Here is a 15,858-nt window from a genome sequence, read left to right as displayed (position 1 = left end):
GGCGTATGTCGGGTACGGGTACGGTGCTGCGCGAATTGCGCGGTGCACAGAAATCGTCCAAGGGTGTCTCGCTCTACTCGCGGTACGTGAACCGGCCGGCCGGGCGTCTACTCGCGGCGGGCGCGTACCGCACGGGACTGTCACCCAATCAAGTCACCATGATCAGCGCGCTGTTCACGTTCGCGTCGATCGCCGCCGTGGGCCTCGTCGAGCCGTCCTGGTGGCTGGGAGTGGCTGTGTACGCCGGCCTGGCCGTCGGCTTCGCCTTCGACTCGGCCGACGGGCAGCTCGCCCGGCTTACCGGACGCGGCGGACCGGACGGCGAGTGGCTGGACCACGTCGTGGACTGCGCGAAGATGATCCTCGTCCACAGCGCCGTGCTGATCTCGTTCCACCGCTTCGGCGCGCTGCCCGGCGAGGGGTGGCTCCTGCTGCCGCTCGGCTTCCTGTTCGTCGCCGTGCTCACCTTCTGCGCGGGACTGCTCCGGGAACAGCTCGGCAAGGCGGCGGCCCGCACGGCGAGGGCTGCCACTGGCCCCGGCGTTCCGGTGTCGCGGATCAGGGCCGTGGCACTGCTGCCCGCGGACTACGGGGTCTTCTGCCTGGTCTTCCTGCTGTTCGGCGTACCCGGCGCCTTCCGGGCCGGGTACGCCGCACTCGCGGCCGTGCACACCGTGTTCCTGGTGGCGTTCCTGGTCAAGTGGTTCAGGGAGCTGAAAGCGCTCCGGACCGGGTGACGAGCACGTCCAGCGCCCGGCGCAGTTGGGTGCTGGACGTGTGCACCGTGTAGGGGAAGTAGACGACCTCCACCCCGACGGCGGCGAAGTCCCGTTCCAGGCGTTCACCCTTCTCGGTGCCCCGCCAGTCGTCGCCCTTGAAGATGACGTCGAAGCGGACCTGCTGCCATGTCTCCACCTTGTCCGGAACGGTCTCCACGAACGCCGCGTCCACGTACCGCACACTGCGCACGATCTCCAGCCGCTCGGCCAGAGGGATCACCGGGGTGTGGCCCTTGGCCAGCGCGGCCATCTCGTCGGAGACCACACCGGCCACCAGGTAGTCGCACTGGCTGCGCGCGTGCCGCAGGATGTTGAGGTGGCCGACGTGGAACAGGTCGTACACCCCCGGCGCATAACCGACCCTGTGCTGCACCATCCGTTCTCTCCCCCCACGGTGGAACTGGTTCAACGACCTTACTGTGAAGAACACTTGTGCAACCCGTGAACGGATAAGCTCGGACAAGAGGCTGTTCCGGGGGGAAGGCGATCATCCGTTGTCCGCTGCTGAGCATCAGAGACCGTTCGAAAACTGCGACCTTCTCGTGGTCTCCACCAACTACGCCCCCGAGCTGACGGGCATAGGGCCGTACGCCACCCAGCTCGCCGAGCACTGGGCGGCGTCCGGGGCGAGGACCCAGGTCCTGACCGGCATGCCGCACTACCCCGCCTGGCGCGTGGACGAGCGTTACCGGGGAGTGTGGCGCAGGGAGGAGAGCCGCGAGGGGGTGCGCGTGCACCGGCGGCGCCACTACGTGCCGCCGCGTCAGAGCGCCCTGCGAAGAGCCGCGTTCGAGGCGTCCGTCCTGGTCCACGGCATCCTCGCCCCACCGCCCGGCCGTCCCGACGCGGTGATCTCCCAGATGCCGAGCCTCGCGGGCGGCGTGATCGGCGCCCGGCTCGCGCGGCGCCACGGCGTCCCCCACATACCCGTCGTCCAGGACCTGATGGGCGCCGCCGCCGCGCAGAGCGGCATACGCGGGGGCGGCAGGGCGGCGGTGGTCGCCGCGAAGGCCGAGCGTCACGCACTGCGCGGCGCCACCCTCGTCGGGGTCATCCACGAGAGCTTCACGGACGGCGTCACCGCCCTCGGCGTGGACCCCGGCCGCATCCGGGTCGTCCCCAACTGGACGCATGTGCGGAGCCCTTCGGCCGACCGCGCCGCCACCCGGGCCAGGCTCGGATGGGCCGAGGACACCCCCGTACTGCTGCACTCCGGGAACATGGGACTCAAGCAGGGGCTGGACGTCCTGGTCGACATGGCGCGGCTGGCCCCGGACGTCCGGGTCGTCCTGATGGGCGACGGCAACCAGCGTGACGGGTTGCGGGAGCGGGCCGCCGGCCTGCCCAACCTCGACTTCCTCCCACCCGCCGGCGCGGACGACTTCACCGACGTGCTCGCCGCCGCCGACGTCCTGGCGGTGACCCAGCGGGCCTCCGTGCTCGACATGAGCGTGCCGTCCAAGCTGACCTCGTACTTCGTCTCAGGACGCCCCGTCGTCGCCTCCGTGGCCGACGAGGGAGGCACGGCCGACGAGGTGCGCCGTTCGGGCGCGGGGGTCCTCGTGGCCCCCGAGGACCCGGCGGCGCTCCTCGCCGCCGTACGCCGGCTGGGCGCCGATCCGGTGGCGGCCGAGGAACTGGGAGCACACGGCCCGCGGTACGTCGCACAGCACCTGAGCAGGGAGGCGGGTCTCGCCCGCTTCGACGCCCTGCTCGCCGAGGCGCTCGGGGAAGCACCGGCCGGCGCCACGCGTACCGGGGAATCACAAGGGGGAGCAAGCCGATGACGCACCAGATCCGTCCCCTGGACGACCAGGACGAACCAGCGCTGCTGCGCGACCAGTTCCGCCAGCTCCTGCGCTACCGCGCCCTGCTCGCCGGGGGCGTCGTCGCGGGGCTGCTCGGCGGCGGTTTCCTCGCGCTCAGCGGCGACGAGACCTACACGGCCGCCGGCGAGGTGCAGGTGCGCTCCGCGACCGCCGACCCCTTCGCCACCGGAGCGTCCGCCGACAAGGGCATCAACATCGGCTCCGAGCGGCAGACCGCGGTGAGCGACACCGTGGGAGACCTGGCCGCCGGAACCCTGCTGAAGAAGGGTGACGACGTCACCGCCCGGAAGCTGCTCGCAGGCCTTCAGGTGACCAATCCGCCCAACACCCTCACCCTCCGCTTCTCCTACACCGGTGCCGCCCCCGAGCAGGCACGAGCCCGCGCCGAAGCCCTGGCCAACGCCTATCTGGCCCACCGCAAGGCGCGGACCCAGGAGAGCATCGACAACATGGCGAACGGCTACCGCGCCCAGCTCGACCCGCTCGAGGAGAAGCGCGACCTGCTGGAGGAACGTACCGGGGTCGACGCCGCGGACGACGTCAGCAGCGCACGCGCCAACATCATCGTCTCCATCTCCGAGCTGAGCCGGAAGATCTCCGAGCTCAAGGCACTCGACACCACCCCCGGCTACCTCAACAAGAAGCCGGTCGCGCCCACCGAGCCCGCCGGTGCCGGGCTGCCGCTGCTCCTCGGGCTGGGCGCGGTCGTCGGTCTCGCTCTCGGACTGCTGCTGTCCTGGGTGCGCCTCGTCTTCGACCCGGCCGTCCGCTCCCCCCGGGAGCTCGTACGCTCCCTCGGGGCGCCGCTGCTCGGCACCCTGCCCAGGGAACGGGCCGCCGCGGGCACCCTGCTCGCGATCGGGCGCAGCGGTTCGCGGCTCGCCGAGGAGTACCGGGCCGTGGCCTTCCGGCTCGCCTACGACCCGTCGTTCGCGGAGCGGCGCAGGCTCCTGGTCACCGCCCCGCGCGGGGACAACGCCGCCGCGTCCGCCGCGGCGGTCAACCTGGCGGCCGCCTTCGCCGAGATGGGCCGCGACGTCCTGCTCGTGGAGGCCGATCTGCGCACCCCGTCCCTGGCCCGTGACCTGGGCCGGCCGCCCACGAGGTCCGGCCGCCGAGCTGGGCCGCGGAGGAGGGCGACCGCACCTGGCCGGCGGGCGGGCGAAGCAACGTGGACGTGCCGGGATCCGGCGCGTTCGCCCTGGTGGCCGGGACCACCGCGGACAACGTGCCGCGCGCCCTGACCTCCGCGTCCGTCGCGCGGATCGTCGCCGAGGCCGACCGCCCCGGCGCCGTGGTCATCGTCCTCGCCCCGCCGGTGCTGTCGTACGCCGACGCGGTCGCGCTCGTCGACCGGGTCGAGGGCGTCATGATCGTCTGCGACCCGCGCGAGGTCCACCGCAGCGACCTGGAACGCATCCGGGAGATCATCAGCGCCTCCGGAGGCCAGGTGCTCGGCGCCCTGCTCCACACCGGCCGGGGCAGGCTCGGCAGGGGCGAACGCCGGTCCGGGGCCGGCCGGCGGCGCGGAGGCAGCGGACCCGGAGCCCCGGCCATCGAGGCGGACGCACCGGAGCTCACGAGGAATCCCGACGAGACCATGGGGCTGCGCTCCTTCACCCTCCCGGGGGCGCGCCGGTGAGAGCCCGCACCGCGATCCTCTGCTCGGTCGCGGACCAGGGCGTGGCCGCGCTCACCAACATCCTGGTGCTCGTGGCCGCCGCCCGGCTCTCCACCGTCGACGACTTCGCCCGCTTCTCCGCCGTCTACCTCGTCTTCACGGTGCTGCTGGGCGTCTCCGGCGCCTACACAGGGCAGCCCCTGGTTCTCCGGCGCGGCGCCGGTGAGGACGTCCGGGGTGCCTGCCGCTCGGCCGTCGTGTTCACCGTGGGGGCCTCGGCCGCCCTGGGCGGGCTGCTCGCCGCAGTCTGCCTGTTCGTCCCGGGGGACACCGCACGCGCCTTGGTGATGCTGGGCGCGGTCCTGCCTGTAGTGCTGGGGCAGGACGCCCTGCGCTACGCCTTCTCCACCCTCCACAGCCCCCATCTCGCGCTGGTCGCCGACCTCCTGAGGCTGACCTGTGTGCTCGGCGCCCTGTCCGCCCAGGGGTACGGAGCGACCCCCGCCCGGCTGATCCTTGTCTGGGGGCTCTCCGCCGTCCCCGCCCTCGTGCTGTCGGCCGCGCTGCTGCACCGCTCGACGGCCGGGGCCCCGCTTCTGCTGCGCCCGATGCTCCGCCGCGGTCACCTCGGACAGCGCTTCGTCGTCGAATTCGGTGTCGGCAACGCGACCGGCCAGCTCTCCGTCCTCGGCCTCGGAGCCGTCGGCAACCCGCTCCTGGTCGGCGCGCTGCGCGGGGCGACCACCCTGTTCGGGCCGCTCAACGTGCTGTTCACCTCCGCCACGTCCTTCGGCCCGCCGCTGCTCGGCCGGATCGGCGACGAACGACGCCGGGTACGGGCCACCGCCGGGCTCGCGGCCGTTCTCGCCGCCACCGCCGCCCTCTGGGCCACCGTGCTGGCCCTGCTGCCCGGGCGGGCGGGCCGGGAACTCCTCGGCGACACCTGGCCGACGGCCGCCGCCCTGCTCCCGGCGACCGGCACCCAGTACGCGGCGATGGCCGCCGGCACCTGCGGACTGCTCGCCCTGCGCATGCTCGACCCGCGTACGACGCTGAGCATCCAGGTCGTCTTCTCGCTCACCGCCGTCGCCCTGATGGCCGGCGGTTACGCCCTCGGCGGTGTCCCCGGGGCCGCCTGGGGGCTGTGCCTCGGATCGGTCTGCAAGGCCGCGGCCACCTGGACCCGGGTCGTGGGACTGCGCCGCCGGAGCCCGGCGACGGGGGAGACCGTCAGCGCCGACGCGCTGCCCTCTGCTCCCTGAACGTGGTGATCAGCACCAGGCACAGGGCGGCGATGGCCAGCTTCCCCGCCGCCTGGAGCAGGGGACCGCGCAGCAGGATGAAGGTGTAGCCGGCGATCAGCGGCGCCGCGATCGCCAGCACACTGCCGGGGCCGGGGCCGGCCCTGGTCACGGCCAGCGCGTACCTGCGGTCGGTACGCGCCGCGGCGTAACCGATCAGGGCCAGGCCGCCGATCATGCCCGAGGCGCCGAAGTCGACCCAGAACTCGGTCCACAGAGGGGCCGAGAGGTTGGTCATCCGCAGTCCCATCCACTGCCCGACCCGTACCCCGGTGTCCTCCGGCTTCCCGCTCCACACCGCGCGCGGCACGAAGAACAGGGCCGAGCCCGCGAGCTGGCGGCCGTAGGTGTGCTCCCGGGTGTCGACCCACGAGATGGTGTTGGCGAACATCACCATCTGGTCGTAGTCCTTGGTCACCAGCGGCTCGAAGACCGAGGCGGACTGCGCGGACCGCTGTGCCTCGTCGTCGTACCGGAACTTGTCCGCGTACGGGAACACCACCAGCGCCCCCACCACCCCCGTCGCCAGCACCGTGCGGTAGACCGCCGCGCTGCTCGGGAGCGCCGTGAACACGAACGCCATCAGCACCGTCAGGAACCAGTAACGGGCATTGGATATCGGGTTGTTCACCACCAGGTTCAGCGCCCCGAGTGCCACCCACACCAGCACCGTGGACGGGGTGCGCCTGGCCCGGTAGGAGGTCGCCAGGCGGCGGGTGTAGAGAAGCAGCGCCAGCAGCGCCGGGACCTGGCCGAAGCCCTTGAGGAACGCCGAGCCGACATTGGACCCCTCCGCCGCGACCCCGGTCGCCGCGACGGTCTCGTTGATCTCCTGCCGGCTGGAGAAGAAGACCGCGGGCCCGCCCAGCTTCAGCACGTAGAACGCGCTCGCCGCGAACGCCACCAGCACCAGCAGCCGCAGCCGCACGGGATGCGCGAGAGCAGGCCCCCAGCTCCGCACCGAGACCGTACGGCGTCGCAGCGGGCGCCGCGAGGCAAGCAGCGCCCCCAGGTCGTAGGCGGCACACCCCACCAGAACCATCGCGATGGCCGTGACCAGGTCCTGGCGCGGCCCCACCATCGGCGTCGGCGTCTGCCCGATCACCACCTGGGCGAACGGGGCAACGCCCATCGCGATGTACACGAACATCCAGAAGACGCCCTGGAGCAGCCGCCGCCGGGTGGAGAGGATCATCGTCGCCAGCCGGGCCCCGGCGTAGCAGGTCAGCACCAGCTGGAGCCAGTACGCCGTGTCCCGGACCTCGACGCCGGGCTGGGCGGCGATCACCGCGGGCAGGAAGCAGACCAGCCCCAGGATGAGCGGCACGGACAGGGCCCGCGACAGCATCGACCAGGCGATCGGCTGCTCGGGCGGCTCCGGGACACCGCCCCCGGCCCGTGCGTGCTCCGGACGCGCGACCGTGCGGGCGGCCTGCTCCTGCGCCGATGTGTGCACCGACGTCATGCGCCCCCCCGGGATCAGTGAACCGCTGAACACTCTAACGAATCAGCCCACTTGGGGGGGCGCGATGACTACCCTGTGAATTATTGGCCGCAGTCGAGGGGAACTCTGGTGAAGGTCCTGCATGTCGTCACGCTCCACACTCCGGACCACGCCTTCGGCGGGCCGACCCGGGTGGCGTTCAACCTCTCCAAGGTCCAGCGGGCGAACGGCGACGACGCCCGCGTCATGGCCCTCGGCGACGGCTTCCCGGACGGCGAACTGCCCAGCCACGTGGAGGGAGTTCCCGTCCACCTCTTCCAGGCGCGTCATCTGCTCCCGATGTTCGAGGTCAGCGGCATCACCTCCGCCGCCCTGCTGCGCACCGCACGCCGCATGATGCGTGGTGCAGACCTCGTGCACGTCCATCTGATGCGGGACCTGGTGACCCTGCCGGCGGCGCTCCTCGCGCTCGCGACCCGTACACCCCTGGTCGTCCAGACCCACGGCATGATCGACCCCACCGAGAAGAAGGTCGCCCAGCTCACCGACGTCCTAGGGGTCCGCAGGGTACTGCGCGAGGCCGACGCCGTCCTGCACCTCACCGAGATGGAGCGGGTCGATGTGAACGCCGTCGCGGCTCCCGTGCCGCTCACCCGTACCGTACGGCTGGTCAACGGTGTCCGCCCGCAGGAGCGCAAGCCCGCCCGCGACCCCGGCCGTCCGCCGACGGTGCTGTACCTCGCCCGCATCCAGGAGCGGAAGCGGCCCGAGGACTTCGTCGCCGCGATGCCGCACGTCCTCGCCCGCCACCCGGAGGCCCGCTTCGTGCTGGCCGGCCCGGACACCGGCGCGCTGGCCGGCACCCTGGCCCTCGCCCGGAAGCTGGGCGTCACGGACTCCCTCGACCATGTGGGCCCACTGGAGCACGACGAGGTCCTCGCCGCCGGACGCGAGGCCGATGTGTACGTTCTGCCGGCGATCGAGGAGCCGTTCCCGGTCTCGGTCCTGGAGGCGATGTCGGTAGGCACTCCGGTCGTCATCACCCGCACCTGCGGGCAGGGCCCCGACGTGTCGGGGGCCGGTGCGGGCCGGGTCATCGACAGCCGGGTCGGTGAGGACGCGGCCAACGCCCGTAAGGTCGCCGACGCGATCCTGGAGCTGCTGGAGCCGGAGGCCGCCGAGCAGGCGGGCAAGGCCGCCTGGCAGCTGGTCAACGACCAGTTCACCATCGAGGCCGTCACCGCCACCCTCCGGCGGACCTACGAGGACGTGGTCCGCCGGAGGCGGTGAGCCTCAACCTGTCTTTCCCTCGCGGGACTTGAGGGCGATCTGCCAGCGGTAGAAGCTCATCGCGAGGGCGAAGTCCAGGCCCGCACGCCCGTCGAGGAATCCCTTCCGGTAGACGTACATGTAGGCGAAGGACACCAGCGGCTTGAACGGCGCCTTGTGGAAGAGCTGCCCCTGCCGGGACTTCACCCTCCGCACCTGCTCCTTGACGTCGGGGTGGTGCTCCAGCCACGCCTCCCAGTCCGAGTAGCGGTTGTGCCGCTCGAACCAGGCGGTGACAGGATCCAGGTCCTGGTGCTCGATGGGGTTGCTCAGTGCCTCTGCCGTGGTGGCGACCGGCTGGTAGTGCCCCTCGACCTCACCGATGCCGGGCGCCGCGAGATCACCGACCTCCGGGTAGTAGCACCTGGTCCGGTCGGTCAGGGACCGCTTGCGGATCGTGTAGCCGTGCCGCAGCCGCTTTCCCGAGAACCAGTAGCCCAGCGGTATGTCGTAGGCCGCCGGTTTCGGGTCGTCCTGGTCGGCGAAGATCCTCCGCAGCTCCGCGAGCAGCCCGGGGCTGAGCCGCTCGTCACCGTCGAGCAGCAGGATCCAGTCCAGATCGGTCCGGACGTTCTCCAGGCACCACTGCTTCTTCCGGGGATGCCCTCCGTCCCAGGTGTAGGTGACCACCTCGGCCCCGCACTCCTCGGCGATCTTCGCCGTGTCGTCGGTGCTGTGGGAGTCCACCACGACGACCGCCTCGAAGTGGCCCAGGACCGACTTCACCGCCTCCGCGATGTTCAGCCCCTCGTTCTTCGTGGGGATCGCGACGGCGATCGGCAGCTTGCTCATCCGTTCTCTCCTCGGGGCAACCAGGCGTAGCAGCCTGTGGAGGTGAAGGTGCGGGCGGATCCCGGGACGGTGATCTCGACCTGTTTCCCGGTGGCGGAGGAGCCCGAGTCCAGCTCCTTGCCGCCGGCCCCGGTCAGCTGCCAGCTGCACGCGGTGGTCGGAGAGGCGGCCCTGTACCGTCCCGGCCGGACCTTCGACCCCTCGTAGGTGCCGTCGGCGTAACCGAGCGCGGCCTCGTCCACGAGGTCCTGGTGACGGGGGCAGAGATGGGCGACGGCCGGCTTCGCGTCCGCCACCTCGCCGGAGACGATCGCGCCGACGGCGATGTCCCGGTCGGCCTTGACCAGGTACCGGAGCCGGTCGCAGGTCTCCTGCCCCGTCTGGAGCACCGCGGCGGGGTCCATCCCCTCGGGCACGCGGTCGGTCAGGTACTCCTTCTGCTTCTCGGTGAAGGAACCCGTGGCCGGGGTGATCTCCCCGGCCGGCACCTTCGGGACGTCACTGGACCTCTGGGGCTTCGGAGCCGTCGTACCGGCCGCCGGGCCGGCCACGGAGGGCGTCGCGGAGGCCGCCGCGGACGGCTTGCTGCCCGCCGCTGCCTCCGTGCCCCCGTCGCCGGACCCGCCGGACGAGCCGCAGGCGGCCAGCACCGCCGTCGCGAGCGCGACGGCGGCACCGGCCAGGAACGGGTATCTCACTCACTCGTCCTCAGGGCGTAGTGCGCGCTGACCTGGGAAGCGCTCAGCGCGGTCGGGTACACGGCCGTCTCGTCGATCTGGCCGGCGAAGAAGTTGCTGGTCGGGCGGTTCGGCCAGTTGGCCAGGTTGTCGCCGCCGACCCGCCAGTACCCCGGGTAGTTCTCGTTGCCGGAGTAGAGGAAGTTGGACGCCCGCAGCTGCCCGTCCACGTAGAGCGCCATGCCGCCGGTGCCCTGCGTGGCGACGACGTGGTGCCAGTTGCCGTCGTTGTAGGCCCCCGTCGTGGTGACGGTGCGGTAGCCGCCGCTGTAGACGCCGAAGACGAGGCGCCCGTTGTTGGCCATGTAGACCTGCTTGTCGTAGCGGCTGCTGTTCTGCATGGTCAGATTGCCGAACCCGATGACCTTGCCGCCACGGGTGGTGGTGGTCCTGATCCAGGTCTCCACGGAGAACCGGGAGGGCTGCGCCTGCAGCTTGTTGCTGTACACGTACTCGTTGACGCCGTCGAACCCGATGGCCGTCGAATCACCGGCGATCGCCGCAGGGGTCTGGCGGTAGGCCGGCGCGTTGCGCAGGAAGCCGTTGTTCAGCTGGCCGGTGGTGTCCGCCGCGAAGGTCGAGGTGCCCTCGTCGTAACGCCAGTAGAGCGACGCCCCGTCGGACAGCACCCGTGCCGGGTAGGGCTGGGTGGAGGCCGCCACGGTCGCCGACTGCGCGGGGGACTTGGCGCTGGTGTTGGTGCCGTCGCTCGCGGTGATGCGGTACGAGTGCGTCTCACCCACCGCCACGTCGGTGTCCGTCCACTTCAGCTGCGGACGGTTCCAGAAGAGCGAGTAGCCCGTGACGGTGTGCACGGGAGTGCTCGCACCGTCCTTGTAGATCCGGTAGGTCAGTTCACCGTCGTCGGTGTCGAAGCTGGTCTGCCACTGGACGTCGATCCGCCCCGGGGTGACCGTGGAGAGACTGACGTTGGGCACCCAGGGGGTCCCGGTGTCCGGGCCGTCGGCGAACCGGGTCAGCCCCTGCTGGCCGGAGCCGTTGACGGTGGTGAACTCACCGCCCACCCACAGGTAGTGGCGGCCGCCCTTGTCGGTCTGCGTCATGACCCGCGGCCCGACGGGCTCACCGATGCCGTCGTTCGTGTCCGGGAACCAGGGCAGGAGCGTCGGGTCGTCCACCGACTGGGCCAGCAGGTGCCTGCGCGGCTGGTCCGGGAAGCCGCCCATGCTGGCGCAGTCGTGGGCGTGGCTCCCGCTGTACAGCACGCCCGAGTGGACCAGCACGGCCTGGGTGGCGCCCAGGCAGGTGTCCCGCCAGCGCTGCTGGTAGTCGTCGAGATCGATGGCGATCCGGCCGTCGAAGACCCCGCCTCCGGTGCCCTCGTTGGCGGTGTACAGCCCGGTCGCGTCCGTCGTGAGGTCCTGCACCGTCGAGGTGTTGGGGATGAAGCCCGGGTAGCTCCTGGTGAGCGCGCCCGTGGTGGCGTCGACCACCGCCAGGGCGTGCGAGGTGGTGCCGTTCACGGTGAAGAAGTCACCGCCGAGCGCCACGTGCTGCCCGTCCGGGGTCACCTGGACCGCCCTGGCCACCTCGTCCGCGTTCGCGGTCCACGGCAGAAGGCCGGCGGCCGTGGTGACCGCGGCGAACTTGTTGCGTGTCTGGCCGCCCACGCTGTTGAAGTCACCGGCCAGGTAGACGGTGTCCGCCGTGACGTCCAGGGCCCGTACCGTCGCCGAGACGGCGATCTTGAAGTCCTGGCGCGGCGTGCAGGTCGCCGTGTCGACGGCCACGATGTTGCTGACGCCCACCCCGTTCACCGCGCCGAACTGTCCGCCGGCGTAGAGGGTCCCGCCGTCCGGGGAGAGCGCGAGAGCCCGTACGGTCGCGCTTCCCGAGGACAGCGTGAACGACAGGCTGCACCCCGTCGGCGCGCCCGTGGCCGCGTCGAACGCGGCGAAGTTGACCGCGGGCTCCTCGGAGGTGCCCGCCGCCGCGCCCGGCGGCCGGACGGTGGAGAAGGTGCCGCCCGCGTAGACGACCCCGTCCGTCGCGGCCATCGACCAGACGATGCCGTTGGTCTGCCAGGTGGTGAGGTCGTCCGCCGTGATGGACACCGGGGGTGTGAGCGCGGCCGCCGGGGAGGTCCCGGCCGCTGTCGCGGTCAGGGCTCCGGCGAACAGGCAGAGCGCGGCGGACGCGGCCCGTACACGGCCGCTCCCCCCATGTCTCCGCCCCGTGCTTGCGTTCATCATTCATCTCCGAAGGTGAGGACGAGCTGCGGCCGGTAGGCCGCGGTTGCCTCGCTCGACCAGATGCGGAGACTGTCCGTCCCGCTGCTGGTCAGGGCGAGTGAGGTGACGGAGCCGAGGGCCCCGTCCAGTGCCGTCGCGTCGAGGTCCGCCGAGTGGTCGGTGGAGACCGCGGACGCGCCGGTGATGGTCCCCAGCACGGACGTGGAGAGCGTCGGCCGGGTGTTGTAGGTGACCGCCGACTCGGTCCACGCGCCGGTGACCGGCACGATGCTGTGGCTGTCGGCCGAACCCGCCGTCGAGTCCGACGAGGTACGGAAGGTGAGCCGCGCGCTCCTGAGCACCTGGCCCGCCGGAGCGGACGGCAGCGTGAACCGCAGATAGCTCAGGTAGGCCGTGGTGCCCCGTGAGGCGAGCTGGCTGTCGTTGTAGTTCGCGTTCGCCGCCACGCTGTTGACATAGGCGTCCTCGTCCGGGGTGAGGGTGACGGTGCTGTCACCGGGGCCCGGCGGGGTGCCCGCCAGCTCGTGGTGCGCGGCGACCTGGGCGGCGGTCAGCGCCGACGGGTAGACCGCGGTCTCGTCCACCTGCCCGGCGAAGTAGTCGCTCGTGGGCCGGTTCGGCCAGGCGTTGTTCATGGCGTCCCCGCCGACCCGCCAGTACCCGTTGTACGAGCGGTTACCGGTTGCCGCGTTCGTGCCGACCGGCTGCCCGTCGACGTACAGCACCATGCCCGACGGCCCCTGGGTGGCGACCGCGTGGTGCCAGGAGCCGTCGTTGTACGAGCCGGGCGAGGTGACGGTGGGCCTGGTGCCGCCGCTCTGCACGCCGAACGCGAGGCGGCCGTCGTTCGTCAGGTAGAGCAGCTTGTCGGAGATGCTGCTCGTGTGGCCGCGTGCCGTACCGATGTTGTTGCCGTATCCCACGATCCGCCCGCCGCTCGTCGACGTGGTGCGGAACCACGTCTCCACCGAGTACGGCGTGGGGGAGGTGTAGTGGTGCAGCCGGTCGCTGTGGACGTACTCGTCGGTGCCGTTCAGGGAGAGCGCCGCGGAGCCCGCCACCGCGGCGGGTGTCGTGCGGTAGGACGGCGCGTTCACGTACACGCCGCCGTTGTCGCTCGCCGAGGCGTCCGCGGCGAACGCGCCACCGGCCTCGTCGTAGCGCCAGTACAGATCGGCGCCGTCCGCCAGGACCCGCTCCTGGTAGGGGGACGCCGAGGACGCGGCGGTCACCGACGCGGCGGCGGAGAGCCCGCTGGTGTTCGTGCCGTCGCTCGCCGTGATCCGGTAGCTGTACGTCCGCCCCGCCACCACGTTCCGGTCGGTGAAGGTCAGCTGCGGCCTGCTGAAGAACAGCGAGGAACCCGTCGTCGTGTACACCGGCGTGGAGCCGCCGTCGCGGTGGACGCGGTACGTCAGCAGACTGTCGTCCAGGTCCAGGGCGCTGCGCCAGCTGACCTTGACCTCACCTGCCCTGGGCGCGGACACGCTCACCACCGGTGCCGCGGGCGCCCCGGTGTCAGGGGTGTTCGCGAACCGGGTCAGCGCCTGCTGGCCGGACCCGTTGACCGTGGTGAACTCGCCGCCCACCCAGAGGAATTCCCGGCCGCCGCGCGAGGAGACGGTCAGCGCACGCGGGCCGACAGGCTCACCGATGCCGTCGTTGGTGTCCGGGAGCCAGCCCAGCAGATCCGGGCCGTCCACGGACTGGGCGGTCAGATGCTTGCGGGCCTGGTTGGGGAAACCGCCCATGGTCGAGCAGTCGTGCACATGGCTGCCCGCGTACAGCACTCCCCGGTGGACGCGGAGTGCCTGGGTCGCACCCTGGCAGGTGTCCCGCCAGCGCTGGCCGAAACCGTCGAGCTCCATGGCGAGCCGGCCGTCGAAGGACGCGCCGCCCGCGCCCTCGCCCGCCGCGTACCAGCCGTCCGACGCCGCGTCCGTGACGATGTCCTTGACGACGGCCGATGCCGGGATGAAGCCCGACGGGTAGGCGCGGGTGACGGCTCCCGTGGAGGGGCTGGTCACGGCGAGCGCGTGCGAGTCGGCGCCGCCCACGGTGAAGAAGTCACCGCCGATGAGGACGCTGTTCCCGTCAGGGGTCACCCGCAGGGTGCGTCCCGACCTGTCCGCGTTCGGATTCCAGCCGGTCAGCGCACCGGCCGCCGTGACGGCGGCGAAGAAGCGCCGGGCCGCCCCGTCGACGGTCTGGAAGTCGCCGCCCGCGTAGACGGTGCCGTCCGACGCGACGTCCAGCGCGCGGACCGTCGCCCCGAACCGCGGCGCGAAGCCCGCCCGCGGCCGGCAGGTCGCGGTGTCGACCGCCGTCAGCCCGTTGGCCGCCGCCCCGTTCACGGCGTTGAAGTAACCGCCCACGTACAGCGTGGACCTGTCGGGCGATACCGCCAGAGCCCGGACCGTCGCCGTGCCGCTGCTGCGTGTGAAGGACAGTGAGCAGCCGGTGGGGGCACCGGTGGCCGCGTCGAACGCGGCGAAGTTCACGGCGGGCGTCGTGTTGCTCCCGGAGGGGGAGCCGGCCGGGCGGATGCCGGAGAAGGTGCCGCCCGCGTAGACGACCCCGTTCGCCTCGGCCAGCGACCAGACGATGCCGTTGGTCTGGTAGGTGGACAGGGCGTCCGCGGTGAAGCCGACCGGCGGGGTGAGCGCGGCGGCCGGGGGAGCGGTGACCGACGCGGCGCCCAGCAGACCGGCGGCGAGGGCGAGGACCGATGCGAGGACGCCGGCCCGGGTACGTCTGAGACGTCCGGGCCCGCTCACCGGTCCACCCGGACCGCGGACCCCGTGAGCTGGTCGCTCAGCAGCCGGATGTCGGCGTCCACCATGATCTGCGCCAGCTCCCGCGACTTCACCTCCGGCTTCCAGCCCAGGAGTTCCTCCGCCTTGGACGCGTCACCGATCAGCGCGTCGACCTCGCTGGGGCGTTCGTACTTGGGGTCGTAGCGCACGTGCTCCGCCCAGTCGAGGCCCGCGTGCTCGAAGGCGTACTCCAGGAACTGCCGCACACTGACCCCCTCGCCGGTGGCCACCACGTAGTCGTCGGGGGTGTCGCACTGGAGCATCCGCCACATCGCCTCCACGTACTCGGGGGCGTACCCCCAGTCGCGTACGGCGTCGAGGTTGCCCAGATGCAGCCGGTCCTGCAGCCCCGCCTTGATCCGGGCCACCCCGCGGGTGATCTTGCGGGTCACGAAGGTCTCGCCGCGGCGCGGGGACTCATGGTTGAACAGGATGCCGTTGGTGGCGAACATCCCGTACGCCTCACGGTAGTTGACCGTCGCCCAGTACGAGTAGACCTTGGCCACGCTGTACGGGCTGCGCGGGTGGAACGGGGTCTTCTCGTTCTGCGGGGGCGGGCTCGCGCCGAACATCTCGGACGAGGACGCCTGGTAGACCCGGGTCTCGATCCCGCTCGCGCGGACCGCCTCCAGCAGCCGCACGGTGCCCAGGCCCGTGACGTCACCCGTGTAGAGGGGCGCGTCGAAGGACACCCGGACGTGCGACTGGGCACCCAGGTTGTAGACCTCGTCCGGCTGGATGTCCCGCAGCAGGTTCACCAGCGCCACGCCGTCGGAGAGGTCGGCGTGATGGAGCACGAAGGAACGATTCGCTTCCTCGGGGCCCTGGTAGATGTGGTCGATCCGCTCCGTGTTGAAGCTCGACGATCGCCGTATCAGGCCGTGGACCGTGTACCCCTTCTCGAGCAGCAGCTCCGACAGGTACGAACCGTCCTGTCCGGTCACACCGGTGATGAGTGCGGTCTTTGCCATGACTCCCCCCTTCTGTGGTCGCCCTT

Annotated in this window: 11 protein-coding genes and 1 pseudogene; 5 read left to right on the top strand and 7 right to left on the bottom strand. The window is 71.6% G+C overall.

Translation table 11 applies throughout. From position 1 onward, the window contains the following. The first annotated feature begins 5 nt into the window (after nucleotides 1–5). Nucleotides 6–737: a CDP-alcohol phosphatidyltransferase family protein gene (locus P8A20_RS07960; RefSeq protein ID WP_306103214.1), complete on the top strand. Its 732-nt coding sequence runs from the start codon at nucleotides 6–8 to the stop codon at nucleotides 735–737. Here the strand turns inward: P8A20_RS07960 and P8A20_RS07955 are convergent. Then, a complete protein-coding gene (locus tag P8A20_RS07955) occupies nucleotides 706–1,155 on the bottom strand; it encodes an FAD synthase family protein (protein WP_147959922.1) in 450 nt (149 codons plus the stop codon). The genes P8A20_RS07960 and P8A20_RS07955 overlap by 32 nt on opposite strands. A gap of 166 nt (nucleotides 1,156–1,321) precedes the next feature. Here P8A20_RS07955 and P8A20_RS07950 point away from each other — a divergent pair, with 166 nt between their 5' ends. The 3 genes and pseudogenes from P8A20_RS07950 to P8A20_RS07940 all read left to right on the top strand — a co-directional run bounded on the left by P8A20_RS07950 (nucleotide 1,322) and on the right by P8A20_RS07940 (nucleotide 5,491). Next, nucleotides 1,322–2,566: a glycosyltransferase gene (locus tag P8A20_RS07950; RefSeq protein WP_147959923.1), complete on the top strand. Its 1,245-nt coding sequence runs from the start codon at nucleotides 1,322–1,324 to the stop codon at nucleotides 2,564–2,566. Further along, nucleotides 2,563–4,250 (top strand): annotated as a pseudogene (locus P8A20_RS07945) (P-loop NTPase family protein). Before P8A20_RS07950 ends, P8A20_RS07945 begins: the two are co-directional and overlap by 4 nt. Further along, nucleotides 4,247–5,491, top strand: coding sequence for an MATE family efflux transporter (locus tag P8A20_RS07940; RefSeq protein WP_306103213.1), 1,245 nt, complete (start codon nucleotides 4,247–4,249; stop codon nucleotides 5,489–5,491). The pseudogene P8A20_RS07945 and the gene P8A20_RS07940 overlap by 4 nt, the downstream one beginning before the upstream one ends. On the opposite strand, the gene P8A20_RS07935 is transcribed toward P8A20_RS07940, so the two are convergent. Then, nucleotides 5,460–6,995, bottom strand: coding sequence for a hypothetical protein (locus tag P8A20_RS07935; protein ID WP_147958131.1), 1,536 nt, complete (start codon nucleotides 6,993–6,995; stop codon nucleotides 5,460–5,462). The two genes, P8A20_RS07940 and P8A20_RS07935, sit on opposite strands and share 32 nt — an antisense overlap. 108 nt (nucleotides 6,996–7,103) lie before the next feature. On the opposite strand from P8A20_RS07935, the gene P8A20_RS07930 reads away from it, so the two are divergent. After that, nucleotides 7,104–8,264 carry a glycosyltransferase gene (locus P8A20_RS07930; protein ID WP_306103212.1) on the top strand — a complete coding sequence of 387 codons (1,161 nt, stop codon included), beginning with the start codon at nucleotides 7,104–7,106 and terminating at the stop codon, nucleotides 8,262–8,264. A gap of 3 nt (nucleotides 8,265–8,267) precedes the next feature. Here P8A20_RS07930 and P8A20_RS07925 read toward each other — a convergent pair whose 3' ends face one another. Genes P8A20_RS07925 through gmd form a run of 5 tightly spaced genes read right to left on the bottom strand, consistent with a single transcriptional unit; the run spans nucleotide 8,268 to nucleotide 15,832 of the window. Next, a complete protein-coding gene (locus P8A20_RS07925; protein ID WP_147958133.1) occupies nucleotides 8,268–9,095 on the bottom strand; it encodes a glycosyltransferase family 2 protein in 828 nt (275 codons plus the stop codon). Next, on the bottom strand, nucleotides 9,092–9,793 hold the full coding sequence (locus P8A20_RS07920) for an Rv1352/Rv1906c domain-containing protein (RefSeq protein ID WP_147958134.1): 702 nt from the start codon (nucleotides 9,791–9,793) through the stop codon (nucleotides 9,092–9,094). Before P8A20_RS07920 ends, P8A20_RS07925 begins: the two co-directional genes overlap by 4 nt. Further along, nucleotides 9,790–12,045, bottom strand: a complete 2,256-nt coding sequence (locus P8A20_RS07915) for a LamG domain-containing protein (RefSeq protein ID WP_306103211.1) — start codon at nucleotides 12,043–12,045, stop codon at nucleotides 9,790–9,792. Before P8A20_RS07915 ends, P8A20_RS07920 begins: the two co-directional genes overlap by 4 nt. Beyond that, the gene (locus P8A20_RS07910) at nucleotides 12,042–14,822 is read right to left on the bottom strand and encodes a LamG-like jellyroll fold domain-containing protein (protein ID WP_306103210.1); all 2,781 of its coding nucleotides are present in this window, start codon (nucleotides 14,820–14,822) and stop codon (nucleotides 12,042–12,044) included. The genes P8A20_RS07915 and P8A20_RS07910 overlap by 4 nt, the downstream gene beginning before the upstream one ends. Next, nucleotides 14,819–15,832: a GDP-mannose 4,6-dehydratase gene (gmd, locus tag P8A20_RS07905; RefSeq protein WP_147958137.1), complete on the bottom strand. Its 1,014-nt coding sequence runs from the start codon at nucleotides 15,830–15,832 to the stop codon at nucleotides 14,819–14,821. Before gmd ends, P8A20_RS07910 begins: the two co-directional genes overlap by 4 nt. Between the last annotated feature and the right edge of the window lie 26 nt (nucleotides 15,833–15,858).

Source organism: Streptomyces sp. Alt3 (genome assembly GCF_030719215.1).
Taxonomy (GTDB): Bacteria; Actinomycetota; Actinomycetes; order Streptomycetales; family Streptomycetaceae; genus Streptomyces; species Streptomyces glycanivorans.
This window is presented reverse-complemented; position numbering and strand designations above follow the sequence as displayed.